28 protein-coding genes are annotated in these 25,903 nt (G+C 33.8%); 18 read left to right on the top strand and 10 right to left on the bottom strand.

Annotation, left to right across the window (positions count from 1 at the left end):
* Window positions 1-8: 8 nt before the first annotated feature.
* The gene (folE, locus tag LS70_RS00815) at window positions 9-563 is read left to right on the top strand and encodes a GTP cyclohydrolase I FolE (protein WP_052083276.1); all 555 of its coding nucleotides are present in this window, start codon (window positions 9-11) and stop codon (window positions 561-563) included.
* Here the strand turns inward: folE and nth are convergent.
* Complete coding sequence (gene nth / locus LS70_RS00820; RefSeq protein WP_236096411.1) at window positions 560-1,180, bottom strand: endonuclease III; 621 nt, start codon at window positions 1,178-1,180, stop codon at window positions 560-562. The two genes, folE and nth, sit on opposite strands and share 4 nt — an antisense overlap.
* Before the next feature lie 52 nt (window positions 1,181-1,232).
* Complete coding sequence (locus LS70_RS00825; protein ID WP_034287466.1) at window positions 1,233-3,833, bottom strand: YhdP family protein; 2,601 nt, start codon at window positions 3,831-3,833, stop codon at window positions 1,233-1,235.
* 25 nt (window positions 3,834-3,858) lie between these two features.
* Between LS70_RS00825 and mltG the strand changes: the two genes are divergently transcribed.
* From mltG to LS70_RS00855, 6 genes are all read left to right on the top strand, one after another.
* The gene (mltG, locus tag LS70_RS00830; RefSeq protein ID WP_236096401.1) at window positions 3,859-4,704 is read left to right on the top strand and encodes an endolytic transglycosylase MltG; all 846 of its coding nucleotides are present in this window, start codon (window positions 3,859-3,861) and stop codon (window positions 4,702-4,704) included.
* 144 nt (window positions 4,705-4,848) lie between these two features.
* Complete coding sequence (locus LS70_RS00835) at window positions 4,849-5,790, top strand: malate dehydrogenase (RefSeq protein ID WP_034287468.1); 942 nt, start codon at window positions 4,849-4,851, stop codon at window positions 5,788-5,790.
* 96 nt (window positions 5,791-5,886) lie between these two features.
* Window positions 5,887-6,198: a 4Fe-4S dicluster domain-containing protein gene (locus LS70_RS00840; protein WP_034287471.1), complete on the top strand. Its 312-nt coding sequence runs from the start codon at window positions 5,887-5,889 to the stop codon at window positions 6,196-6,198.
* A 10-nt stretch (window positions 6,199-6,208) separates the two neighbouring features.
* A complete protein-coding gene (locus LS70_RS00845; RefSeq protein WP_034287474.1) occupies window positions 6,209-7,336 on the top strand; it encodes a 2-oxoglutarate synthase subunit alpha in 1,128 nt (375 codons plus the stop codon).
* 1 nt (window position 7,337) lies between these two features.
* Window positions 7,338-8,171, top strand: coding sequence for a 2-oxoglutarate ferredoxin oxidoreductase subunit beta (locus LS70_RS00850; RefSeq protein WP_034287476.1), 834 nt, complete (start codon window positions 7,338-7,340; stop codon window positions 8,169-8,171).
* Window positions 8,168-8,731: a 2-oxoacid:acceptor oxidoreductase family protein gene (locus LS70_RS00855; protein ID WP_034287477.1), complete on the top strand. Its 564-nt coding sequence runs from the start codon at window positions 8,168-8,170 to the stop codon at window positions 8,729-8,731. The genes LS70_RS00850 and LS70_RS00855 overlap by 4 nt, the downstream gene beginning before the upstream one ends.
* Before the next feature lie 34 nt (window positions 8,732-8,765).
* On the opposite strand, the gene LS70_RS00860 is transcribed toward LS70_RS00855, so the two are convergent.
* Genes LS70_RS00860 through LS70_RS00895 form a run of 8 tightly spaced genes read right to left on the bottom strand, consistent with a single transcriptional unit; the run spans window position 8,766 to window position 16,070 of the window.
* Window positions 8,766-9,374, bottom strand: coding sequence for a hypothetical protein (locus LS70_RS00860; RefSeq protein ID WP_161594690.1), 609 nt, complete (start codon window positions 9,372-9,374; stop codon window positions 8,766-8,768).
* Complete coding sequence (locus LS70_RS00865; RefSeq protein ID WP_034287479.1) at window positions 9,355-9,669, bottom strand: AtpZ/AtpI family protein; 315 nt, start codon at window positions 9,667-9,669, stop codon at window positions 9,355-9,357. Before LS70_RS00865 ends, LS70_RS00860 begins: the two co-directional genes overlap by 20 nt.
* A 1-nt stretch (window position 9,670) precedes the next feature.
* Window positions 9,671-10,990 carry a glutamate-1-semialdehyde 2,1-aminomutase gene (hemL, locus tag LS70_RS00870; RefSeq protein WP_034287482.1) on the bottom strand — a complete coding sequence of 440 codons (1,320 nt, stop codon included), beginning with the start codon at window positions 10,988-10,990 and terminating at the stop codon, window positions 9,671-9,673.
* 8 nt (window positions 10,991-10,998) lie between these two features.
* Window positions 10,999-12,168, bottom strand: a complete 1,170-nt coding sequence (locus tag LS70_RS00875; RefSeq protein ID WP_138109279.1) for a glutathionylspermidine synthase family protein — start codon at window positions 12,166-12,168, stop codon at window positions 10,999-11,001.
* A gap of 2 nt (window positions 12,169-12,170) precedes the next feature.
* Window positions 12,171-12,806, bottom strand: coding sequence for a UPF0323 family lipoprotein (locus LS70_RS00880; protein ID WP_034287485.1), 636 nt, complete (start codon window positions 12,804-12,806; stop codon window positions 12,171-12,173).
* 51 nt (window positions 12,807-12,857) lie between these two features.
* The gene (locus LS70_RS00885; RefSeq protein WP_034287487.1) at window positions 12,858-14,507 is read right to left on the bottom strand and encodes an AAA domain-containing protein; all 1,650 of its coding nucleotides are present in this window, start codon (window positions 14,505-14,507) and stop codon (window positions 12,858-12,860) included.
* A complete protein-coding gene (gene hypD, locus LS70_RS00890; RefSeq protein ID WP_034287490.1) occupies window positions 14,507-15,628 on the bottom strand; it encodes a hydrogenase formation protein HypD in 1,122 nt (373 codons plus the stop codon). The genes LS70_RS00885 and hypD overlap by 1 nt, the downstream gene beginning before the upstream one ends.
* Window positions 15,629-15,635: 7 nt before the next feature.
* Window positions 15,636-16,070 (bottom strand): hypothetical protein, encoded by a 435-nt coding sequence (locus LS70_RS00895; RefSeq protein WP_034287492.1) that lies wholly within the window; start codon window positions 16,068-16,070, stop codon window positions 15,636-15,638.
* A 78-nt stretch (window positions 16,071-16,148) separates the two neighbouring features.
* On the opposite strand from LS70_RS00895, the gene truB reads away from it, so the two are divergent.
* The 11 genes from truB to LS70_RS00945 are packed head-to-tail and all read left to right on the top strand — an operon-like array spanning window position 16,149 to window position 25,883.
* Window positions 16,149-16,988 (top strand): tRNA pseudouridine(55) synthase TruB, encoded by an 840-nt coding sequence (truB, locus tag LS70_RS00900; RefSeq protein WP_034287495.1) that lies wholly within the window; start codon window positions 16,149-16,151, stop codon window positions 16,986-16,988.
* Window positions 16,982-17,212: a carbon storage regulator CsrA gene (gene csrA, locus LS70_RS00905; RefSeq protein ID WP_034287497.1), complete on the top strand. Its 231-nt coding sequence runs from the start codon at window positions 16,982-16,984 to the stop codon at window positions 17,210-17,212. Before truB ends, csrA begins: the two co-directional genes overlap by 7 nt.
* Window positions 17,212-18,045: a 4-(cytidine 5'-diphospho)-2-C-methyl-D-erythritol kinase gene (locus tag LS70_RS00910; protein ID WP_201273943.1), complete on the top strand. Its 834-nt coding sequence runs from the start codon at window positions 17,212-17,214 to the stop codon at window positions 18,043-18,045. The genes csrA and LS70_RS00910 overlap by 1 nt, the downstream gene beginning before the upstream one ends.
* A gap of 4 nt (window positions 18,046-18,049) precedes the next feature.
* Complete coding sequence (gene smpB / locus LS70_RS00915) at window positions 18,050-18,511, top strand: SsrA-binding protein SmpB (protein ID WP_034288990.1); 462 nt, start codon at window positions 18,050-18,052, stop codon at window positions 18,509-18,511.
* Between the two features lie 24 nt (window positions 18,512-18,535).
* Window positions 18,536-18,955 carry a TonB-system energizer ExbB gene (gene exbB, locus LS70_RS00920; protein ID WP_034288993.1) on the top strand — a complete coding sequence of 140 codons (420 nt, stop codon included), beginning with the start codon at window positions 18,536-18,538 and terminating at the stop codon, window positions 18,953-18,955.
* Complete coding sequence (locus LS70_RS00925) at window positions 18,952-19,338, top strand: biopolymer transporter ExbD (RefSeq protein WP_034287499.1); 387 nt, start codon at window positions 18,952-18,954, stop codon at window positions 19,336-19,338. Before exbB ends, LS70_RS00925 begins: the two co-directional genes overlap by 4 nt.
* A gap of 9 nt (window positions 19,339-19,347) precedes the next feature.
* Complete coding sequence (locus LS70_RS10040; protein ID WP_162845083.1) at window positions 19,348-19,524, top strand: hypothetical protein; 177 nt, start codon at window positions 19,348-19,350, stop codon at window positions 19,522-19,524.
* A 15-nt stretch (window positions 19,525-19,539) separates the two neighbouring features.
* Window positions 19,540-22,182, top strand: coding sequence for a hypothetical protein (locus tag LS70_RS00930; RefSeq protein WP_034287501.1), 2,643 nt, complete (start codon window positions 19,540-19,542; stop codon window positions 22,180-22,182).
* The gene (locus tag LS70_RS00935; RefSeq protein ID WP_034287503.1) at window positions 22,182-22,946 is read left to right on the top strand and encodes an OmpA family protein; all 765 of its coding nucleotides are present in this window, start codon (window positions 22,182-22,184) and stop codon (window positions 22,944-22,946) included. The genes LS70_RS00930 and LS70_RS00935 overlap by 1 nt, the downstream gene beginning before the upstream one ends.
* 30 nt (window positions 22,947-22,976) lie before the next feature.
* Entirely contained in the window at window positions 22,977-24,236 is a 1,260-nt protein-coding gene (locus LS70_RS00940) for an aromatic amino acid transporter (protein ID WP_034287505.1), read from the top strand.
* 3 nt (window positions 24,237-24,239) lie between these two features.
* Entirely contained in the window at window positions 24,240-25,883 is a 1,644-nt protein-coding gene (locus tag LS70_RS00945; RefSeq protein WP_052083279.1) for an N-6 DNA methylase, read from the top strand.
* The last annotated feature ends 20 nt before the right edge of the window (window positions 25,884-25,903 follow it).

Genomic DNA, 25,903 nt, shown 5'->3' on the forward strand with positions numbered 1-25,903 from the left:
GGAATCCTATGGGAGAAAATGCTCAAGAACTTATCCGTTCTATTTTTGATTGTATTGGGGAAGATAGGAATCGTGAGGGACTTTTGGATACACCAAAACGTGTTGTGAAGAGTTGGGAACATTTATATAGTGGCTATAAGAGCAATCCTAAAGAAATATTAGGGACTGTTTTTACTGAGGGAGCTTGCGATGAAATGGTGGTGTTAAAAGATATTGAGTTTTACTCTGTTTGCGAACATCATATGTTGCCCTTTTTTGGAAAAATCTCTATTGGATATATTCCTGATTCTAAAGTTGTTGGAATCTCAAAATTAGCACGTCTTGTAGAGGTGTATTCTAGGCGTTTGCAAATCCAAGAAAAGATGACAGCGCAAATTGCAGATACATTAATGGAAGTCTTGCAACCTAAAGGTGTAATGGTCGTTGCTGAAGCAAAACATATGTGTATGGTAATGCGTGGTGTGGAAAAACAAAATAGCCTTATGTTAACAAGTGCAATTCGGGGACTTTTTAAAAGCGATCATCGCACAAGAGAAGAGTTTATGGGGTTGATTCGTAATTAATTGCAACGATAAGTTGTTTTGCTTTTGCAAAGGTGGTTTAAAAAACATTCTTGACATTTAGGATTTACTGCCTTGCAAGTGTAACGTCCAAATAATACCATTGCTTGGTGTAGAGTTGCTAAGTTGTCTTTAAAAATTTTTGTGAGGTCATCTTCTGTGGCAAGAGGCGTGCTAGCAGAACTTAAACCCAAACGATGAGAAACGCGAAAGACATGCGTATCTACGGCAATGAAATTTGCTTCTTTGGATTCTATTAGCACAACATTTGCAGTTTTTTGTCCAACACCCGGGAGAGTTTTTAGAATCTCCCTATCCAAAGGAATCTCTCCGTTATATTTTTCACAAATTTCTTTTGCCATTGCTTTAAGATTCTTTGCTTTATTGTTAAAAAAACTGCAAGTTTTAATACATTCTTTAATGGAATCTAAATTTGCTTCTTTTAAAGCTTGCGGATTAGGAAATTTTGAAAAAAGCGTTGGTGTTATGAGATTAACGCGTTTGTCTGTGCATTGTGCTGAAAGCATTACTGCAATTAAAAGCTCAAAATCATTAGAAAATATTAATTCAGTTTTTGCACCTTTGAAATGCTCTAAAAAGAGTTCTTTAATGGCTTTAATTTCAGCTTTTGTTGCTTTTTTTGGGTTTTTGATTTTATTTTTTGTTTCCACTTTAATCCTTAGTAAATACTTCAAAAGGTGAAGTAATGACGCGTTTTAAGATATTAAAAGGAGAGAGGATAATATCTTGAGCAGTTTGTGTGCTAATTTGTGGGTTATCAATTGTTCCATTGATTTTAAAATTTGTAGAGATTATGCCATTTTTACCAAGCACAATGTAATTGACAAGTGGAATCTTATTGATGATTCCGCTTAAAGCTTTTGCTGTAATAAGTTCAGCATTAAAATCAATATTTTTGCTTTCTAGTTGAATAATCCCTTGTCCATTAATATCAATAGAAGAACCTTTGAAATTTAAAGCATCAATCGCTAAAAATTGGTCATTTAAACCAAAATGAATACTGCCATCTTCTAAATAATATCCTTCTTGGTTAAAACCCGGAAGTTTAAAGCTTAATAAAGAGGGAATAGTATCAATAAATGCCATTAGATTTTGCAAGACATTAAGCTCATCTATAGAAGTATTAAGCAACTTCATTTCTCCAACAATAATCCCTTTTTCATTGGTGTTTGCATTAATAAAAAAACGTCCTTTATTAAAAATATGTTTGCGTGCAATGGTGTTTAAGAATGTATCACCAAATTCCCTTGCATCAAGTGTGATAGAAGTTCCACGTTTATAAATATCTGCATTTCCATTTTTATGTTTTAATGTGCCTTGTATGGTATCATCATAAAGGTGAAAATTAAAATAATCACTTAAAATTGTATAATCTTTAAAGATTAAATTTGTATTGCTTCCTTCTACGATAAGCGGAATCTCTGTATTGTCTGGATTCGTGCTTGTAAAATTTTCGCTATTTAAATTTAGATTCACATCTTTAAAGTTTATTTTTTTCTTTCCTTGTAAGTTCTGAAGTGCAAAAATATCACTGCTTATAATAAAACCATCGGGATTATAAAATAAAGTGAGATTCATATTAGAAATTGGTGCATTATCATTTTGATTTATCAATATATTTTGTTCGCTATTTACAGAAATTTTTGCTTGGTATTCTAAAAAATCCTGCGTATTGACTTCTAATGCGCCATTAGTAACTTTATATTCTTGTAGAATTTCAGAAAATGGAATAAAGTGGCTTAAATTTTCTACATCGAAAATATAAGGTGCATTTAATTTAGCGTTAAATGTAAGCGTTGGTAAAGTCAAAATAATAGAGTTTTCGTCTTTAAAATCTACGCTAAAAGGCAAAGAATGATTAGAGATTTGTAAAATATCAGGTCGAACTAACATTAAAGAATGGACAAGCATATCTCCACTAATATTTTTATTTTCCGTGTTAATAATAAAATTAGAATCTCCTTGTAAGATATTTTGATAAGTGATATTTTGGGATTCTACTTTGATAATATGGTTATTAAGCTCGACATTAAGCTCTTTAAAATTTAAAGGAACTCCACTAAGCAAGACTTGAGAATCTTTGGATTTAAAGATTCCTTTTGTTTTAAGTTGGTGAGTCATTAAATCAAGATGAATAAAAAGATTTGTGATAATATTGGCATTTGCTGCTTTGATAGGCAATATAATATGATAGGCTTGTAAAACCTCTTGAATTGTGGAATCCAAAGGAGCGTTAGTGTTTAAATTTAGCTCTAAACTTGGTGTATTTCCAACTATATTCCTTAAGGCTACTTTTGTTCCATTTGCAGAGTATTGTTGGTAGGTTGGAGATTCTGGATAAAACTCTAGTGCGTTATTTTGAAATAATAATTTTACAGATTTTGCATGGGCTGCAGGTAGATTTGGGTGAAAGATTACTTCAGCATTCTTAGCAGTTGCTAAAACATATAAGGAATCTATGGAATCTTGTAGGATTTGTTTGCCCTTTAATGGAATTGTGATAGATAAGTCATTAATTTGCGCACTCTCTACGCTATAATTGTCAAAAATCCATGCATCAACAAGTTTATTTTCAATTTCTGGGAGCAAAGAGCGTAAAAATTTAATATCTCCAAAAATATTACTAGAGCCTTTAATATTCAAGGTCTTTAAATCGCTATAAATCTCTAAATTTAAACGCACATAAGAGTAATAATTTTCTTTATTTAAAACATCTACGCTTCCATTTATAGCAATTTCTTGACGTCTTAAATCATAGACACCTTCACCATGAAAGTAAATTCCATAAGGTTTAAGATAAAAATCGTGAATTTTAATGAGGACTTTAGAAGTCTCTTCTATGAGATTTAATTTAGCATGCAAATCTGGAAGATTAAGCGTAAAATTATCTCCATCATAAAATAAATTTGCTTGATAGTCTTTAATATAAATATTTTTAATAGAAATTTTTTGAAAATATTGAAGGATAAAATGCACATTTTTAGCAATAGTTACTTGCGTAGAAATGGGAAGTTTGTTATCAGAATCATTAGAATCAAAATGTTTTAAATGCAAGGACTCGATTTCTAAAATGAGTTTTTTATCTAATCTTAGGTAGAATCCCTCAATTTGAGAGCCAACTAAACTAAAACGCTCTAGTTTAATTCCTGTATGTAAAAAGGTATAAAGCGTGATAAATAAACCTATAAAAAATGTAAGAAATAAGATAAGCTTTAATGTCTTGGTTGATGGTATTTTTATTCTTTTAATCATTTTATGTTTCTATTTGCAGACTTCTATGCAGTCTAGTCGTATTGTTTATGTGCCAAAAGGAGGAACAAATACAATTATAGCATATTTACAAGCAAATAATTTTGATTTAACCGCTGGGGATAAATATTTGGTGCGATTTTTTGGTTATCCACAAAGTGGGTGGCTAGATATTGGTGAAACAACTCTAAGCAAGGGAGATTTTCTCTATAAACTTACTACTGCAAAAGCAGTCTTAGAAGATATTACGCTAATTCCGGGAGAAACTTTGTATTTCTTTATCAAAGAAATAAGCGCAAAGTTAAACTTAGATGAAAACGCATTACATTTAGCTTATGCAAAATATGCTCCTATGCCAGATGGTGTGATTTTGGCAAATACCTATAAAGTGCCAAAAGGCATTAGTGCTTCCCATTTAATGTATTATTTAGTCAATACTTCCCTAAGTGAGCATAAAAAATGGGCGATTAAATTTTTAGGGGAATATGATGAAAAACAATGGTTTAGATATGTGATTATTGCATCTATTATCCAAAAAGAATCCGCCAATGAAGAGGAAATGCCTCTGGTATCAGCAGTAATTCGGAATCGCCTAGAAAAGAAAATGCGCCTACAAATGGATGGCTCTCTTAATTATGGAAAATATTCACACACAAAAATAACACCCCAAATGATACGAAATGATACAACTAGTTACAATACTTATCGTAATGATGGAATCCCAGAAGCTCCTGTAGGAAGTGTAGGATTTAAGGCGATTCAAGCAGCAATATTTCCCGCAAACGTTGATTATCTCTACTTTGTAAGAAATAAAAATGGGGTACATTCTTTTAGTAAAACATATAAGGAACATATTGATAATTTCTCAAAATAACAAAAAGAATCGCTAAAAGCTTTAAAAATAAGATTAATTTAAGAAAAAATACTTAACAATATCTCAACAAAGTTTAACGCAAAAAGTTAAATAAAACTTTGCTTTTTGTCATTATAAAATTCTAATTTTTTAAGGAAGGATGCAATGGAGAGAGTCAAAAAAGTCGGAATCATTGGTGCTGGTAATGTAGGTTCAACTTTGGCTTATATTCTGTCTGCTACGACTCCTTATGAAATTGTTTTACAAGATAAAGATAAAGATAGAGCAAGAGGAATGTTGCTTGATATGTTTCAAGCTTCTTGCGTGGGACCAAAATTTACAAAACTTGGTGTTATTGCATCTCCTAAAGATTTAAAGGGTTGTGATGTCATTGTTATTGCTGCTGGTTCTCCAAGATTGCCCGGAATGAGTCGCAATGATTTGCTCTTAGCAAATGCAAAAGTTATTAGTGAAATTGCAAAAAATATTAAAGAAAATTCCCCAGAAGCGATTGTTGTGCTTGTAACAAACCCGCTTGATGCAATGGTTTATACCGCTTTAAAAGAAACTGGATTTAATTCAAAGCAGATTTTGGGAATGGCAGGCGTTTTAGATAGTGCAAGAATGGCAAGTTTCATTTATGAAAAATTACAATGCGCACCTGGTCAAATTATGTCTCCAGTAATGGGTGGGCATGGTGATGATATGGTTCCTCTTGCAAGATTTTGTATGGTCAATGGTGTGCCATTAGCAGAACTTTTAAGCGCAGAAGAAATTAATGAAGTGATTGAGCGCACCAAAAATGCAGGAGCTGAAATTGTCAATTGCTTAAAAAAGGGTTCTGCATATTTTGCTCCAGCTAGAGCAACAGCAGAGATGGTGCGAGCAATTATGAGTGATAGCCATAAGATTCTGCCCTGTTCTGTGTTATTGCAAGGAGAATACGGCTATGATGATGTTGTGGGTGGTGTCCCAGTAGAACTTGGAATCCACGGAATTGAACGCATTGTAGAGCTTAAGCTTAATGCAGAAGAAAAAGCACAATTTGATAAGTCAATCCAATCTGTTAAAAGTTTGATTGATACATTAAAAAAAGAATATTTTTAAATCTATTTCAAGGAGGCGTAGTAATAGAAAATCTTTCAATGGTTGCAGGCAATTTAGGTGAAATAGATTTAAGTTTAGAAAATTTAAGGAGTTAAAATGGGATTATTAAAAGCCCCAGATAATACACCTGTTTGGGTGAATGAAGATCGTTGTAAAGCTTGTGATTTATGTGTATCTGTATGTCCTTCAGGAACACTAGCAATGCGCCTTGATGAGAATAGAGTATTAGGAAAAATGGTGGAAATTATCCATCCAGAAAGTTGCATTGGATGCCAAGATTGTGAGCTACATTGTCCAGATTTTGCAATTTCTGTTGCAGATAGAAAAGAATTCAAATTTGCAAAAATAACCGATGAAGCAAAACAAAGAGCAGAAGCAATCAAAGCTAATGGTTATATGGCTATATAAGGAGTAATTAGTGAGTAGAGAATTAATTTCAAGCGGAAATGAGCTAGTTGCACATGCTGCAATTGATGCTGGCTGTAAGTTTTTTGGTGGGTATCCTATCACGCCTTCTAGTGAGGTTGCACACGAAATGAGTGTAATGCTACCACAAGAGAATGGTTCATTTATACAAATGGAAGATGAAATTGGTGGAATCTCTGTAGCACTTGGTGCTTCTATGAGTGGAGTAAAATCAATGACAGCAACTTCAGGACCGGGAATCTCTTTAAAAGCGGAGCAAATTGGTCTTAGTTTTATGGCAGAAGTTCCTTTGGTTATTGTAAATGTTATGCGTGGTGGTCCTTCAACTGGTCTTCCAACACGTGTAGCGCAAGGTGATATTGCACAAGCTGCAAACCCGACACATGGGGATTATCAATCTATTGCATTATGCCCAGGAAGTTTAGAAGAGGCATATACAGAAACAGTGCGTGCATTTAATTTGGCAGAAAAATTTATGACACCTGTATTCTTGCTTCTTGATGAGACATTAGGGCACATGCATGGAAAAGCGATTGTTCCAGACCTTAGTGAAGTGCAAAAGTCTATTATTAATCGTAAGGAATTCACTGGAGATAAAAATTCTTATAAGCCTTATGATGTTGCAGATGATGCTCCTGCTGTGTTAAATCCTTTCTTTAAAGGGTATCGTTATCATGTTACAGGATTACACCATGGACCAACAGGCTTCCCAACAGAAGATGCTGTGCTATCACAGAAGCTAATTGATAGATTGTTTAATAAGATTCTAAGTAAAAAAGATGAAATTGTTACTTATGAAGAATATAAGCTTGCAGACGCAGATACTTTGCTAATTGCCTATGGTTCAGCATCAAGAAGTGCAAAAGAAGCAGTGGATAGACTAAGAGAAGAAGGCAAAAAAGTTGGATTATTTAGACCAATCACACTTTGGCCTTCTCCTAAAAAAGAGTTAGCGGCACTTGGAAAACGCTTTGATAAAATTTTAGTTGCAGAGCTAAATAAAGGACAATATATCAAAGAAGTAGAACATAGCATGAAGAAAGATGTTGCATTGCTAGCGAAGGCAAATGGACGCCCATTGTCTCCAATTGAGATTATTAATAAAATTAAGGAGTTATAAGATGGCATTTAATTACGATGAATATTTAAGAGTGGATAAAATGCCAACACTTTGGTGTTGGGGTTGTGGTGATGGTGTTATCTTAAAAGCAATTGTCCGTGCTATTGATAAACTTGGTTGGAATATGGATGATGTTTGTTTGGTAAGTGGAATCGGATGTAGTGGGCGTGTTAGTTCTTATGTAAATTGCAACACAGTGCATACGACACACGGAAGAACATTAGCCTACGCAACAGGGATTAAGCTTGCAAACCCTACAAAAAAAGTGATTGTTGTGGGTGGTGATGGTGATGGATTGGCAATTGGTGGAAATCATACAATCCATGCTTGCCGTAGAAATATTGATATTAATTATGTCTTAATTAATAACTTCATTTATGGGCTTACAAATTCACAAACTTCCCCAACAACTCCAAAAGGAATGTGGACTGTAACAGCACAATATGGAAATGTGGATCCAGAATTTGACCCTTGTAATTTAGCAATTGCTGCGGGTTCAAGTTTTGTAGCACGTGAATCTGTGCTTGACCCTAAAAAACTAGAAAAAGTTTTAGTAGAAGGTTTCTCACACGAAGGCTTTGCTTTCTTTGATATTTTTAGTAACTGCCATGTAAATTTAGGTAGAAAAAATAAAATGGGTGAAGCTATTGATACGCTAAAATGGATTGATAGCAGAATTATCTCAAAGAAAAAATATGATGAATTAAGTGATGAGGAAAAAATTGGAAAATATCCAACTGGAATCTTACATCACGATACAAATAAAATAGAATATTGTAAGGCATATCGACAAGTGCAAGAAAAAGCGCAAGCTAAAAAAGGAGGTGCAAAATGAGAAGGCAACTCCGTTTTACAGGTGTAGGTGGTCAAGGTGTTTTGCTAGCAGGAGAAATTCTTGCAGAAGCACAAATTCGAACAGGTGGTTATGGTGTAAAAGCTGCAACTTATACTTCGCAAGTGCGTGGAGGACCTACAAAGGTAGATATTTTGCTAGATAAGGAAGAGATTTTATATCCTTATGCTAATGAAGGTGAAGTAGAATATATGCTATCAACTGCGCAAGTTAGCTATAATCAATTTAAAGATGGTTTAAAAGAGGGTGCAATTATTGTCGTAGAGCCAAATCTTGTAACACCAAGTGATGCAGATAAAAAACGTTTTAAAATCTATCCGATTCCAATTATTAGCATTGCTAAAAATGAAGTTGGAAATGTTGTTACACAATCTGTTGTTGCGCTTGCTGTAACGGTTACACTTACAAAATGTGTAGATAGAGATTTAGTTTTTGATACAATGATTAGCAAAGTGCCAGCAAAAGTTGTAGAACTCAATAAAAAAGCTTTTGAACTTGGTGAAAAATACGCTAAAGAAGCCTTAGCGAAAGGCTCTATATAAAAGATTTCTAGCCTTTTTTGGCTAGAAATTAATTTTACACTCCAAATACACTAAAAACAATTCCTAAAACTATAAGAAGATTTGCAAAGACTAAGCCACTAAAAAAAGCAAGTGTGTCAAAAAGTTGATGGCGTATTAAAATTAAGATTCCAATAATTAGGATTCCATAGGCTAAAAGACGCAAAGGCAAAAAGAACATTTTAGCCCCATTTTTTATGTTTATCGCACTAAAATTATCCCAAAATCTACGCTTTTTTAGTGAAATCTTTTCTTGCTTCTGCGGTGGATTTGGAATCTGATTGAATTCCAAGCTAAAATCTTTGGTTTCACTATTATTTTGAGATTCTGTATTTTCTATTGTTTGATTAGAATAAAATTCTTCTTCCTCTTCTTCTAGTCTTTCTTGCTTGCTTTGATAAGTTCTCATAAGTGCTTCTAATTCTTCTTTAGAAGCTCCATTAATGAGTTTTAGAATCTTTTTTCTCTGTGTATAAAAAACGCCCAAAACAATAAGAAAAAATGAAAAAAGTGCAAAAGAAAAATTTAAAGCGAATCTTGCCCCAAACGCAATCCATACGCTAATGCAAATCATAGCGCAGAGTAGTAAATCAAATAAAACTATTCTAATCTTTGGTATCATCATATTTTAAATGCGAGTATTTTGGGTCTTTTGCAAGTTCATCAAGTTCTTTTTTTTGACGACTATAAGCCTTATAAACATTTAAAATTGCAGCACTTACTCCCCAAACAACCCCTAACCAAAATAACCAACGCACATTAAAAAGCGATTCTAATCCATATCCGATTCCAACTCCTATAAGCACTGCAAGGACCATTGAGATTCCAAGTGTTGCATTAGAATAAGCTAAAACAGCGTCCTTGTATTTTGGCTCTTGTTTGGAATCAGTTTTTGTCGCGTCTGTTTCTTTAAAATCCATTTTAGATTCCATAAGTCTTAATTTCTGATAACACCACATGCGCCTTTTGTAAAACTTCATCAATAAGTTTAGAATCCATTGTGGCACAAATAAAGCCCGTTTCAAATTGTGAAGCTGCGAAATATACTCCCGAATTTAGCATTCCTTGATGAAAAGCTGCATACATTTTTGTATCACTTTTTAGCGCATCTTGGAAGTTTTTAACAGGATTTTCATTAAAAAAGAATCCAAACATACTACCGCGCACACAAACTTGTAATGGAATCTTAAAAGAATCGCAAATTGCTTTAAGCCCATTAGTGAGTTGCAAAGCTAGGGATTCCATAGATTGATAGATTTTAGGATTTGCGCGCAATTTTTGTAAAGCAACTAATCCAGCGTGCATTGCTACGGGATTGCCACTTAGTGTTCCTGCTTGATAAACCGCTCCGCTAGGAGAAAGTAGTTGCATAATATCATCACTTCCACCAAATGCACCAACAGGCATTCCCCCGCCAATCACCTTGCCAAAAGTTGTTAAATCTCCACGCACTTTATAAAAACTTTGCGAACCGCTTAAAGAAGCTCTAAAACCACTCATCACTTCATCTAAAATTAATAGGATTCCATGTTTATCGCAAAGCAATCTTAAACCTTCTAAAAATTCTACATCACTTGGCACAAGCCCCATATTTCCAGCAATAGGCTCTATAATAATACACGCTACGCCACTGCCTTTAGAGTTACTTAATGCAATACAAGATTCCACACTTTCTAAATCATTATAAGTTGCTACAAGCGTATGCTTTGTAAAATCACTTGGCACACCCGGGGAACTAGGGTTACCAAAGGTAGCCAAACCACTTCCTGCAGAGACTAAAAGCGCATCACTATGCCCATGATAACAACCTTCAAATTTAATAATATCTTCTTTCTTTGTGTAGGCTCTAGCAAGACGAATCGCGCTCATTGTAGCTTCTGTGCCACTTGAAACAAAACGAATTTTTTCAATCCCATCAACAATACTAATCACTTCTTTAGCAAGTGCTGTTTCTAAAGTTGTTGGAGCTCCAAAGGATAAGCCATTTTTAACAGAATCAATCACTGCTTCTTCAATCTCTTTATCACAATGCCCAAAAATTAAAGGTCCCCAACTTTGCACAAAGTCAATATAAGTGTTATTATCAACATCTGTAATGTATGCGCCATTGCCTTTGACAATAAAAGGAGGTGTTCCACCTACGCTTTTAAATGCTCTAACGGGAGAATTTACTCCACCGGGAATAACTTGTTTTGCTGTATTAAAATCATTAATGCTATTTAAATGTTCTAAAGATTCCATTTTTTTCCTTATTTAATTTTATGTGCGACAAATTTAGACATATTATCTAAGATTTCTCCACCTTTGCGGAATCCTAAAGCACAAGCTTCATAAGCATAAAATACATTAGGTTGATAAAATTTTCCATCGCAACTATTTTGGAGTGCAAATTCTTGATAGATTTCTGGATAGTTTTCATAATTTCCATTTTGTTTATGGAGAAGATTTCCTTGTGCATCAAGAATACTTACACTTTCTCCCTCTCTGCCAAAGGCATGTTTTTTGACTTGTTTCTTTTTTAGCGGTTCATAGGAAGTTTCCAAAAGCAAAGGGTGATTTGGAAATAAATCCCAAAGAATTTTAAGCATTCTTTTGCTTTGAAACAAAAGTGTATAAGCAGGATTTAGAAAAATAGTATTTTTATTCACAATCATTGCTGTGATTAATTGCGCAAGCTCTGGTTCATCTATTGCAATACTCTCCCATGGAATTAATTTAAACCAAAATTCATAATTCTCTCCATTAAAGCTTAATCCATTATGTTCATCTAAAAGTGCTTCATGCGCATAGCAAAAGTTTGTTTCAAAACCTGCTTCTTTGGCGATAATTTCAAGGAGTTTCACTGTGCGTTCTTCTTCAATACTTCCTGCAATGCTTGAAAAAAGAATCTTCCAACCCTCATAAATATCTTCAAAACGCGAAATATCATCTCCTAGAGTAATGATACGCTTAAAATTATCTCCTAATGCTTCATATAAGCTATTAAATTGTAAGGACGCATCAAATCCATTTTTCTTAAGCAAAGCCCATTGTATGATAGAGCTTTCATAGAGCATTGTAGGAGTATCTGCATTAAATTCTAAAAGTTTGATAGGATTGTCATCTAAACCACCAGCAAAATCAAATCTTCCATATAAATGCCAATGCACTTCATCTTCCCAACTCCTTTTAATAGTTTCTACAAGATTAAAAGGAATCCCTAACTCAAAAAATAAATTATGGTCAATCACATATTGCCCAGCTTCTATATACATATCATACAACGTATTAGCAGCATCATAGAAATTTTGTGCTTCTTGCTCGCTAATCTCTATAATAGCATTGCTAATATAAGGCGTATCATCAGTATCTGTATGCCATTGTAATCCAAGTTCCTCTAAATCAGCATTGCTCAAAGGTTGTGCATTTAAAATTTGCATTTTTAGCCTCCATAATTGCTTGTTGTGCCGCCTGCGCCTCCGCTTGAGCGATTTTGTGTGTTTGTATTATTGGGAGAATAAAATCCACTACGCGCTGCACTTGAACCCGTATTTGAGCGATTAAAAGAATTTTGAGAACGCTCATAAGCTTGTGGGGTTTTATAGGTAGTGCGTTGTTGATTTTGAAAATTTTGATTGTTAAAAAGTTTGCTTCCTATCCAGCTTCCTAAAATTGCGCCTGCTGCACTTGCTAAGATTGTTTCCCCCAAAGATAAACCAGCCCCTGTTGGATTTGTAAGTTGTGAAGTGCCATTATCAATTTTTTTGGATTCTTCAGCAATAATTTTATCAATTTCTTCTTGGCTTAAAATACGCTCACTGCCGTCTTTTTCACGCAAAATAATACGTGTTTGCGCACTTGGAACTTCATCTAAAATTTTATAGCTCCCATCAGCTTGTTGTTCAATCGTAACTGTTGCGCCATTTTTGGTAGCTTCTGAGATTCCACTTTGTTGGGATTGATTTTGCTCATTTGAGCCACAACCTGTAATCAGTAAAATTGCCGCAAGCCCTAAACCACTTTTGCTAAAAATACCTGTAATTTTGGGGTCAGAAATCTTTTTTAAATACTTTTGCATGACATTCTCCTTGTGAAATTTATAAAAATTATACCTAAAATAAAATAATGTTTAAACAATGAGAGAATAGGGCTTGGCAATTGCAATTAAATCACTCAAAAATTGCCCTTTTTGTCTTAACCAATAGGATTTATCACATACAATAATAATTGCTTTTTTTGCACGTGAAAGTGCGACATTTAGAGCAAAAAGTGCATTTTGGTTTTGAGAGTTGCTTAAATGATAATGCAAAATTACAGGAGAGAAAATCACATAATCAAATTCTTGCCCTTGCGCAGAATGAATGGTTAAAACACATTCTTTATTATACAAAATAGGCATTGTCTTTAAGATAAGTTGCCTTTGATTGACAAAAGGTGTTAAGATTGCAAAATCTAAGTCTTGGGAGATAAAATCCTTTGCCAAAGAACAACACAAAGAAGCTTCAAGAGGATTTGTGCGTTCAATTTTAGATTCTAACTTTTGGAATCTTGTAATATCAAGACAATACAAATGCGTGTGCGCTCCACACCCTTGCAAACCATTTTTGTAAATATAATTATCTAAGAGTTTTGCGAGATTATCACCATAGCGGTAGGTTTGGCTAAGAGTGAAAAAATTTGTAATTTGCGGTGTTGTTTGCGGGTTTTGTAGATTTAAAGATTCTTGCTTTTCAAAAAAAGATTCTAAAAATAAAGCTGAAAAACTCCAAAATTTTGAAAGATTCCACATGGGTTTTTTGGAATCATCTTGGCTAAGGAGAGTGATTGGCTGAAGTTGCTTATGGTCTCCAAGCAAGGTAATTGGTTTGCTAAACGCACATAAAGGCAGAATCTTAATCAAAGGAGCAAAAGCTGCTTCATCAACAAAAAAGTGTTTAAAATCCATTGACTGCAAATCTGTGCGGCGCAAAAAAGTATCTAAAGTCATCGCAAGAATTTGTGCTTTATTGAGATTCTTTTGCGAAGGGTTACTTTTATCAAAAAGAGTTTGCTCGCAGTTTTGCGGAAAAGATTCTACAAATTTTTGTGTTGGTGTCCCTAGACGCAAAATCCCATCGGTATTAAATCCAATATCTTTTAAGCTTACTAATAAAGTTTTTAAACATTGCTCAAGAGCATTATTTGTAGGGGCTAAAAGTGCAATTTTTTGTCCTTGTTTGAGATAAAAAGCTAGTGCGTGGAGTAGCACAACTTTTGTTTTACCGCTACCTGCTGGTCCCCAAATATAACAAAATGGCTGTTTAAAGATTCCATATAAGGCATTAAGTTGTTCTTGATTTGGAGGGGTGGGCAAGTCTTTTAGTGAAGCAATATTTGGAATAAAATTTGGTGAAGTTGTTGGGAGTTTTAAGGGAAGTTCTTGTGCATAAAAATTAATCACATTTTGGATTAAAAAACGCAAATCTGAAATAAGCTCAAGAGATTCTTTGTGATTAAATAAAGAATTGCACAAGGGAGATTCTATATTTAAATACAATGTTTTTGTGCGGTCATCATATGCAGAAATATTGATTTCTTCACTATCTTCTTCAAGCAGAAATTCTCCTAAATGTGAGCGTAAAGCTAGAGATTCTAGGCTTTTAAGTTTGGAATCTAATTGCAAATGCAACCCAAACATATCTCGATTAATACTTCTAATTTTGATTTTTTCATGCCCTTTATCAAAGGTTTCGATGTATTGGAGATAATTTTGGGCGGAATCTTGTAAGAAAGGATACATTAAGAAATGCTTATTCCTTGATATTTATAATATGCCGCACATGCACCTTCGCTACTTACCATACAACTACCAAGTGGGTTTTGTGGATTACATACTTTGCCAAAAAGTTTGCAATCATAAGGCTTTTTATTGCCCTTTAAAATTTCTCCGCATAAACAATTTTTGTGGTCTTCTTTTGCGATTCCACCTAAATATTCTTTGAAAATTACGCCTGCATCGTAGTTGGCAAATTCATCTTTTAAACGCAAAGAAGAGTGCGGAATCTCACCTAAACCACGCCAAAAAAAGCTAGAATCAAGAGTAAAATATTTTTCTACGAATTCTTGCGCTTTAAGATTCCCTTTTTTTGTAACACTGCGCGCATATTGTGTCTCCACTTTTGGCTTGCCTTCTAGACATTGCTTAAGAATGCTCAATAAGCTTTCACCTACATCTAAAGGTTCAAAGCCACACACAACAATTGGAATCTGATAGCGTTGCAATAAAGGTTCATAAATTTTAGAACCTGTTATTACACTAACATGCGATGGGGCTAAAAGTGCGTTAATTTGGCAATTATCATCACTTAAAATTGCATGCAAAGGGGGCGGAACTAAGACATGATTACTATGTAAAAATACATTGTCTAATTTCTCTGCAATTACGCGCTCTAAAAGAGCAGCACTCATTGGTGTTGTTGTTTCAAATCCAATAGCAAAATACACAACACGTTTTTTTGGGTTTTCTTTAGCAATCTTTAAAACATCTAAAGGAGAATACACAAAACGCACATCAAGCCCTTCTGCTCTTGCATTTTGCAAGCTTCCATAGCTTCCGGGAACTTTTATCATATCGCCTAAAGTTACTAAAATCACATCTTGTATTTTTGCAATTTTATAGGCACAATCAATACGATTCTTAGGCATTACACATACTGGACAACCCGGACCATGCACAAACTCAATAGAATCTGGCAATAAAGATGGCAAAGCATATTTCATAATCGTATGTGTATGCCCCCCACAAACTTCCATAATTTTTAAAGGTTGCTTAAGAGATTTGCTAAGTGTATTAATAGCTTTAAAAACGCGTTTAATGCTATCACTATTTCTGTAAGTATCAATATAAGGATTTTCTTGCATTTTGTGCCTATTCTTCTAAAATTTTTAATATGATTCCATCAAAATCGTGTGCATAAGGGGGATTAAAAATTCCCACAGGAATTGTATAACTTTGGACAAAATCTTGTGTGTGATTAGAATAAATTGCTTGTGCATTTAACGTCAAATGATAGCTTGCCACAAGGCTAAAAGACGCAGGAATCCTAAAATCTTCCAAAGCATCATTTGTATAATCACTAAAATAAAAGCGTAATTCTTTTAAATTTAAATTAGGTTGTTCTTCATAAAGAATTTTAAAGCGATTTATTAGGGTGTTTGCAAAGTCTTGGGGAATAATTGATGGATTTTTTGTTTGAATGTATGTGATTTTTGGATAGGGAAAATTTGCATTTGCTATGGGTTTAGAGCAGCTAGAAAACGTAAAAAATGTAAGAATTAAAAGAAAAAATGCTAAGATTCTCACTTACATTACACCTCATTTTTAAATCTAAAGTGTGAATTCTAGCAAAATTATTAAGGCAAATGGATTAAGGATTAAAATTTGAATAGAATTTTTGTTGCAAAAAAGCCACTCTTTGTAACTTCTAATGGGTATTTAAATACACTAAAGCGCAAATATAATGCAAAAAAAGCAGGATTTAGTGGAATCTTAGACCCTTTTGCTTGTGGAGCATTAATTGTTGCATTTGGGCAATATACAAAACTTTTTAGTTTTTTGCAAAAATCCCCAAAAGTTTATAAAGCTACTCTTTGGTTGGGTTTAGAAAGTGATTCGCTAGATTTAGAAAATGTGCGTACTATCCATACAACACAAAGTGTTTTGCGCAAAAGTATAGAATCCATTTTGCAAAGTTTTGTAGGAGAAGTGCGTTTTACTCCTCCAAAATATAGTGCAAAAAAAATCAATGGGAAAAAAGCTTATATGTTTGCAAGAAGTGGAGATGAAGAGAGTTTAAAGCAGCTAAAAGAACAGATTATGCAAGTGTATAAAATAGAGTTTTTAAACTATTCCCACCCCTTTATTAGCTTTAGGGCAACTGTTAGTGAAGGAGCATATATTCGTTCTTTAGGCGCATTAATCGCACAAAAATTAGGCTGTATTGGAGGTTTGAGTTATTTAGAACGTGAGAGTGAAGGAGGGTTATTTTATACCAATGAAACAACCCTTAATCCCTTAGAGATTCTCCCTTTTGGTAAAATTGATTTACGGGGAGATTTTTCAATGCGTAAAATTATTGAAAATGGTAAAAAATTTAATCCAAAAATGCTTAAAATTTCTGAAAATACAAAATATATAGTGCAATTTGAAGATTTTTTTTCTATAATTTCAAAAGAAAATGAAAATGTGCAATATTTGGCAAATAGGATTCCTTTATGTTGATTTTATCCCGAAAAGAAAATGAAAGCATTACCGTTGGAGATTCCATAAAAATTAAAGTTATCGGTATTGAAAAGGGTAGTGTAAAATTGGGTTTTGAAGCACCGCCTGAACTGTTGATTCTGCGCGAAGAATTAAAAATTGCAGTGCAAGAAGAAAACAAAAAATCTTTGCAGCATAGTGAAGCTGCACTTAATCAACTCTCTCGCATTAAAAAGAAAGTGTAATGCCCTTTTCTTATGATTTAGCAACTTCACATTTGCAATCTTGCTCTACGGTGGTTAAATCGTATGCAAAAATCAATTTATTTTTAAAAATTGTTGGAAAAACACAAATTAACAACACGCATTATCATCTCTTACAATCTCGTTTTATGCGCGTTTCTTCGCTCTATGATTCACTAGGGTTTAATTTTAATGCAAAAGAATTTGACATTTTGGGTGATTTTGATTGCTCTATGGAACAAAATGTGATTTATAAGGCTTATATTGCACTCTTATCCTATGTGAGTGGTAAAAAAGCAGAATCCTTAAAGCGCATACAAGTAATTGTGCATAAAAATATTCCAAGTGGTGGGGGACTTGGTGGGGGAAGCTCTAATGCAGCGTGTTTTTTAAACACTATCAATAAAGAACTAAAGCTTGGCTTACCGCAAGAAACATTAATGCAAATTGGCGCGCAAGTTGGAAGTGATGTGCCTTTTTTTATCAGTGATTTAGAACTTGCTAATGTAGAAGGCAGAGGAGAGATTGTAACTCCTTATCCTAAGGAATCTTCTTTTGATGTGGATATTATTATGCCTAAAGTGCATTGTAGCACAGTAGAAGTTTTTAAAAAATATGCAAATAATTTTTACTCTGAAAAAGAGATTGCTAACACAAAAGCGCAAGCTTGGCTAAAAAAAACTAACATGGAAATTTTACAGAATAATGCTTTTGTGAATAATGACTTGTTAAAACCACTTTTAACGCTGTATCCAAATTTGGAATCTTATTGTAAAAATGGTGTATTTTTAAGTGGAAGTGGAAGTTGTTTTTGGAAAAAGAAAGCTGGAGCTTAAAGCCATGAAAATCATAGCAACAAACAAAAAAGCAACTTTTGATTTTTTTATTTTAGAAAAGCTAGAAGCTGGAATCGCATTACAAGGAAGTGAGGTTAAAGCAATCCGTGCTGGAAAAGTGAATTTAAAAGATAGTTTTGTAAAAATTGTGAATGGGGAAGCGTTCTTGTTTCAAGCACATATTGCAACCCTTGCTACAACAAACTTGCATTATAAGCCTGATGAAAAACGCCCAAGAAAACTTTTGCTTCATCGTAAAGAAATTGATAAACTCTTTGGAAAAAGTCAAGTTGCAGGAATGAGTATTGTAGCACTTAAGCTATATTTTAATGCACGCAATAAAGCAAAGCTTGAAATTGCGCTTGCTCAAGGGAAGAATCTCCATGATAAACGCGAGAGTTTAAAAGAAAAAATCCAAAAGCGCGAAATTGCGCAAACTTTAAAAGAAATGCAAAAATTTAGATAAGGAAGAAAAGTGCCACTAAAAGAAATGGTTGAATACGGAGTGATTGGGGTTTTGGTGCTGATGAGTATTATAGCACTTTGGGCGAGTATTGAGCGTTTGTTGTTTTATCGCTATATTAAGCTTGTGCTATACACAAACAAAACAGAGCTTGAAATTGATTTGTCCAAAAATCTAACACTGATTGCTACGATTGGTTCAAATGCACCTTATGTTGGGCTTTTAGGAACTGTATTTGGAATCATTTTAACCTTTGTGCAACTTGGGCAATCTGGAATGGTGGATACCGCAAGCATTATGACAGGATTAGCACTTGCATTACAAGCAACAGCAGGAGGATTGCTTGTTGCAATTCCTAGCATTATTTTTTACAATCTTTTAATGCGTAAAAGTGAAGTGCTAGTCGCACAATGGGAAATTTTACAAGAAAAAGAAGGCAAAGCATGAAACGCTTTAGGCGTATGGATAATATTAATATTGTTCCTTTTATTGATATTATGCTTGTTTTGTTAGTCATTGTATTAACAAGTGCAACATTTATCGCACAAGGCAAGATTCCTATTGCGATTCCACAAGCACAAGGCTCACAAGAGATTCCAAAAAGCAAAAAAAGTATTGAGATTGCTATTGATGCACAAGGGCATTATTATTTTGATGGCAAAGGAATGGAGCTAGAAGGAGTGCAAGAAGCTTTACAAAAGATTCCACAAGATACGCCTATTCTTCTGCGTGGAGACCAAAAAAGTTATTTTGAACAATTTGTAAAGCTTGTTGGAATCTTAAACCAAACAGGACATAATAATGTTGATGTGGAAGTTGAGCGCAAATAAGGAGAGCATTTGTTAAGAGAAAATTATGATTTACCCACACTAATTTCAGCGGTTATTACCTTTATGGTTGTTGTGTTAGCGATTCGTTTTATGTTGTATTATGCAAATCGCAAAGGCTCACAGATTCAAAAACCAGATTGGGTTGATGATGATAGATTTAATCTAAAGAAGAAAAAGAAAAAATAAAACAAAGGAATTTTAATGGAAAATCTATTCATTAATGGAATTTTTACACTTTTTATGCTTGGTCTTGCTTTTTGGGATTATCATAGCTATGGAAAACAAAAGCATAGAGATTTTAAATCCATTATTATGAGCACAGGGGTTTTAGGGACTTTTGTTGGAATCTTTATAGGATTGCAAGATTTTGATGTTGGTAATGTAGAAAACTCTGTCCCTTCGCTTTTAGCAGGTTTGCAAACTGCCTTTTACACATCAATTTTAGGAATGGCTTTAGCGATTCTACTTTCAATTTTACAAAAAAGCAAGGCAGTAAAAAGTGATTTTGAAAATATGCTAGATTATTTTTCATTGCAAGCAGGAAAATTAGATAAACTAGAATTATTAGGGGATTTAAAACGCACAACACAAGAGCTTGCAAATTCTCACAAAGCGCAAGTGGAATCTCAAAATACCTACCAAACACAACAAATAGAAAATTTTAAAATTTTAGAAGAAGCTTTTAGCAATACAAATGCCACACTCAAAGAAGCAATGCACCATTTAGCAAAAGGCGCAAGTAAAGAGCTTATTGCTGCATTACAAGAAGTGATTAGAGATTTCAATATACGCATTACAGACCAGTTTGGTGATAATTTTAAAGAATTAAATCAAGCAGTTACGCAAATGATTGCTTGGCAAAATAGTTATAAAGATTCTATTGCAGGGCTTGATAGTAGCTTGAAAAATACATTAAAAGTTTTTGATTCTACTAAGGAATCTTTACAGCTTATTGCAAGTCGTAATTCAGAAGTCTTAGAGGTTTATAACGCATTAGCACATAGTATTGAAGCTTCACGCATTGAAAATGAAAAACTATCTGCTTTACTAAGCGGATTTGAAAGTATGCACACAAATGCAGAGTCTGCCCTTAAAGGTGTAGAAGAGCTAAGCAAAAATCTTGATGCTACACACACGAAATCCTTAAACTACACAAAAGAATCTTTGCAAGAAGTGCAAGGATTCCTAACACAAAGCACACAAAACTACAAACAAAATGTGCAAGATTCTTTAGAATCTAGCCTAAAAGCACTAGAAGAAGATTCACAAAAACAAAAAGAATCCTTGCTAGCACTTCAAGAAGCCTTCAACACATTTAATGCCGCATATATCACACAAAACAAAGAGCAGCTTACAAACCTTTTGAATTCTCTAAAAGAAGAATTAAATACATTTATAGAATCTTTTGTAGAAAGCGATTCTAAACTCAAACATAAAAATTTAGAAATGATTGCACAAATTCAAAGCAGTATTGAAGAGAGATTAGAAGGTGTAAAAGAAAGCTTCAAAGAGAGTTTGGAAGTGCTAGAAAATGCGCAAAAGGAATCTTTGCTTTTGATTGAAGAGCAAGCTAAACGCAGTGATGATGTGCTAATGCGCCATACACAAGAAATGGGAAGTGTAGTTGAAAAAGCAAGCCACCATTTACAAGAATTAGGCGATAAAACACAACAAAATCTAAGTAAAAATTCTGATACATTAGAACAACACATCACAAATGCAGTCTTAAACTTTGATACATTGCTTGGTAAAACAACAAAAGCCTTAGAAGAGAATTTTGAAGATTCCAAAAATACATTAATGGAGCTAAGTAAAGAAATAGAATCGCAAATGGTTGTTACAACAAAATCTTTAAATTCTCTACTCAATGACACAGCAGAAACTTTAAATAAAAGCACACAAAATATTGAAGAATCTTTAGTGCAAACCAACACAACTTTAAGTCAAAGCTTTGAAGAGGCTACGCAAAAAATCTGTGAAAATTTAGAATCTACGACAAATAATATGGGACAAAGCGTTGCAAACTTACTAGAGCAAAACCAAACACATGCACAAAGCCTAAATGCACTTTTAGAAGATAATATAAAAACATTTGCTTCTAGCTTAGAACAACTCCATAAGGATTCCGCACAACACACACAAGAAGTGCAAGGGCAAATGCGTAGCAGCTTTGCAGAATCTTATAAAAACGCATTGGAATCTTTAAGCGCATATCTTAAAAATACGACAAATGCGTATCAAAACAAACTTCAGGATTTATCAAAATTAGGAGTAGAGCATCATCAAGCATTAAGCACAAATTTACAAGCACAACTTAATGGAATCGCAAAAGGATTTGAAGCAAATAGTCAAAAAGTTATCCAAAGTAGCACAGCATTTGCAGAAAATCTTTTAAAAATTTCTACAAATTCCCTAGATACGCACACAAAAAAGATAATGGAAAATTACAATACGCTTGACCATAATGTCAAAACAACTTTACAAGAAATGGCAAAAAATTATCTAAGTATGCTAGAGATTCTTACAAAACAAAGCCTTGAAACTCCCAAAAATGCCAGCACAGAATTACTAAATGCGTTTAATATTTTACAGAAAAATTTAGGAGAAGCATTGACACAAACTTATCTCTCTCTTGAAAACAATCGTAAAGAGATTGATGCAATCTTAAAAATCACCCAAACAAATATCTCTACGACATTAAGCCAAACAACAGAGCTTAATCAAACACTTTGTAAGTCGCTAGGAGAGCTAGATGGTGCGCTTTCTAATATTACTTTAGGATTCCGTCAAGATTACGAGTGGTTCTTACGCAGAATCCGAGAATTAATGGGAGCTAGAGGCTAATGGCAAATTCTTATAAAGGCAATGAATGGATTAGCATTTCTGATATGATGGCAGGAGTAATGATGATTTTCTTGCTCATTGCCGTCTCTTATATGATAGTGATTAGCAAGACAGAAAAACAACTTGCCCTGCAAAATGCAGAACTCAAAGAACTCAATAAACAAATGAGTGATATTGCACAAACGCATGAAGATTTAAAAATTACTTTGCACAAAGATTTAATTGCAGAATTTTCTAAAAACTTGGAATCTTGGAATGCAGAGATTGATGCAGATAATACAGTGCGCTTTAGAGAGCCTGAAATTTTATTTGACCAAGGTAAAAAGGAAGTTAAAACGCGATTCCAAGAAATTTTAGATGATTTTTTTCCGCGCTATATTCGGATTCTAACGCAAGAAAAATACAAAAAGGATATTGAAGAAATTAGGATTGAGGGACACACTTCCACAGAATGGCAAAATGCAAATACTTTAGAATCACGTTATTTGGGAAATGCAGAACTTTCACAAGCAAGAGCATTAGAAGTTTTAAAATATTGTTTTAGCAACAAGCAAATCAACGCCCAAAAACAATGGTTAGTTAGTGTTTTGCGTGCAAATGGACTTTCTTTTGCAAAACCTTTAGAGACACCGGAACTCTCACGCCGTGTAGAGTTTAAGGCAATCACAAAAAGTAATCAAAAGATTATGGATATTTTAGATGTTAATAGAGAGAATACAAAAGAAGAAACGCTTGAAAATCCAACAATGCAAGATTCTAATTAACAGGATTCTAATCAAAGAGAAGGAAGGGTTATGTTAGAAAAGCTGATTTTCACAAGACGAAATCCCAGTGTTTTTGGGGGAACGATGATTATTGCAGGCACTGCTATTGGTGCTGGAATGTTAGCTTTGCCGACAATTAGTGCGGGAATGTGGCTTTGGTATTCTATTGCACTAATGCTTACAACTTGGCTTTTAATGCTCTTAAGTGCGCAAGCACTTTTGGAAGTTAATTTAAATTATGCTCCGGGTTCTAGTTTTCATACGCTTGTCAAAGACAATTTAGGCAAATTTTGGAATCTCGTTAATGGCTTAAGTGTAGCGTTTGTCTTGTATATTTTAATTTATGCTTATGTAAGTGGTGGCGGCTCAATGGTAATGCACACTTCAATGGCAGTTTTTGGCTATGAACCTCCTAAAATGTTAGCAGGATTGTTTTTTGGAATCCTATTAAGCGGTTGCGTATGGTGGAGCACATATCTTGTAGATAGGCTATCGGTTATATTAATTGGCGGAATGGTCTTAACTTTTATTTTTGCGATGAGTGGAATGTTGGGTGAGATAAAACTTACAAATTTATTCAATACCAATAGCGATGATAACTCTTATACAATTTTTATTTTTGTAGCACTTTCTACTTATCTGACTTCTTTTTGTTTTCACGCAAGTGTGCCTAGCCTTGTAAAATACTTTGGTAGAAAACCAAAGCGTATTAATAAATGCCTAGTTTATGGAACACTTATAACGCTATTTGCATATTTGATTTGGATTGTTGCATGCGATGGCAATATTGCGCGCGTAAATTTCAAAGAAGTTATCGCACAAGGTGGAAATGTTAGCCACTTAATTGCTGCTGCAAGCTCAAGTTTGAATGGAGCATTTTTATTAAGAATGCTTGAAGGTTTTGCATTTTTAGCAGTTATTACTTCATTTTTAGGTGCTGGACTTGGATTGTTTGATTATATTGCTGATTTATGCGGGTTTGATGATAGCAGGCTTGGACGCACTAAAACACTTTTGGTTACCTTTGCGCCACCAATTTTACTTGAAATGCTGTTTCCAAATGGCTTTTTGGTGGCTATTGGTTGGGCAGGACTTGCTGCGACAATTTGGTCTGTAATCATTCCTGCGTTGTTGTTAAAAACAAGTCGTAAAAAGCTTGCAACACAAGAAAAAGGCGCATTTCACGTAAAAGGTGGAAATTTCACTATCTATATGCTACTTGTTTTTGGCTGTATTGTAGGAATTTTTCATATTTTATATGTGCTAAATTATTTGCCAATGTATAAGTAAATGATGAAAAACCTTTTGCACATTTTTAACTATATTCAAAAATATCACGATGATAATCTTGATATTTTATATCTCACTTTGGAATTTTTGCTAATTGCGCGCAATGCAAATGTGTCAAATGCGCTTATTGTGCAAAAACATAAAACACGAGCTCTAGAAGATTTTAAAGGATTTTTAGAATCCCTAGAGCTTGAAGTTGTAGAATTTCACCCTAGTTTAAATTATAAAAAAATCTTAAAAAGTTTGCAAAATCTCACGATAAAAACGCATTCTTTAGCAGAGTTTATCCAAATCATTACAATGCAAAAAACAATTTTAAAGCTGTATGAATACGCAACACCAATTGAGATTAACACTCTTGTGTGTGCAATTTTAGAGATTAAAAATGGAGAGAGTGTTTATAATCCTTGTTGCGGACTTGGTTCTTGGCTGCTACATTTAAATACATACTCTAAAGATTGTGTGTTTTATGGTTTAGATATTAATCCAAAGTTAATCCGTATTGCCAAAGCACTTGCGCTTTTATTAGAATTCAAATTTTGCACTTTAAATGTTGGAAATGTATTTAGTGAAACATTTGTCCCAACTGAAAAATATGATAAAGTTTTTTGCTACCCGCCCTTGTTGCAACATCTTAATATCAAAGCACCAAAAGAATCTCAACTTGCCCCTTATAATAAAACTGCATTAGAGGTTCCATTTATAGACTATTCTTTAATGCGTTTTGAAAAAAAGGCAGTATTTATTGCGCGCACCGCGCTTTTAAGCAAGGGAGCAGGGGAACGTTTGTGCAAGCATTTATTAGATTCTAATCTACTAGAATGTGTTATTGAACTTCCAGATAATATTTCTCCTTATAAAGCGGAATCTTATTCTTTGCTTGTCATCTCTAATACAAATCAACGTTGTTTGCTAATTGATGCAAGAAATTTTTATCTAAAAGAGGGAAAATATAATAAATTAATCAATCTTGAAAATATTTTGGATTTGTATTTTTCTAAACAAGCTACGCAATATTCTTATCTTTTGGATTATGCAAAGATTAAAGAGACTAATATTCGCCCATCTGCTTATAGTCATCATAGTAACGCGCAAATATCCTTAGAAACACTTTTAGAATGTGCATATAGAGGAAGTCGTATTGCTTCAAAAAATGATAGCGGTTTAATATCTTGCTATGATTTTGGGATTAAAGATTTTAATCCCTATGGATTTAGTGATAGTTTTTGTGATTCCACATTAAAGGCAAATAGCGCACAATTAAATCTTTTAAAAATCAAGCCTTTTGATGTTTTATTTTCAATGCGCGGTGTAATTCCAAAAATTGCAATCATCGGCAAAGAAGCGGAAGATAAAATTGTGCTTCCAAATGCTGGAATCTTGGTGCTACGTTTTAAAGATTCCAAAATTGCCAAAGCAATGTATTTTTATTTTTCAAGTAAAGACGGGCAAGAGATTCTAAAAAAATTTTATCTAAACCATAATGAACGCGTAGGAGAAAAAGAAATTAAAGTTTTGCAGATTCCTTCAAGTTGTTTGGAATCTAAATTTTTAGAACAATGCAATACAAATTTTATACAGCTCTGCAAACATGGCGAAAATATTGCAAAGCATACCAAAAATGTAAAAACACTATTAGGTTTTTAATCTTAAGAAAAATGCGGAAT

Origin of the sequence: Helicobacter sp. MIT 11-5569 (assembly GCF_000765695.2) — a bacterium.
In the GTDB taxonomy this organism is placed as follows: domain Bacteria; phylum Campylobacterota; class Campylobacteria; order Campylobacterales; family Helicobacteraceae; genus Helicobacter_D.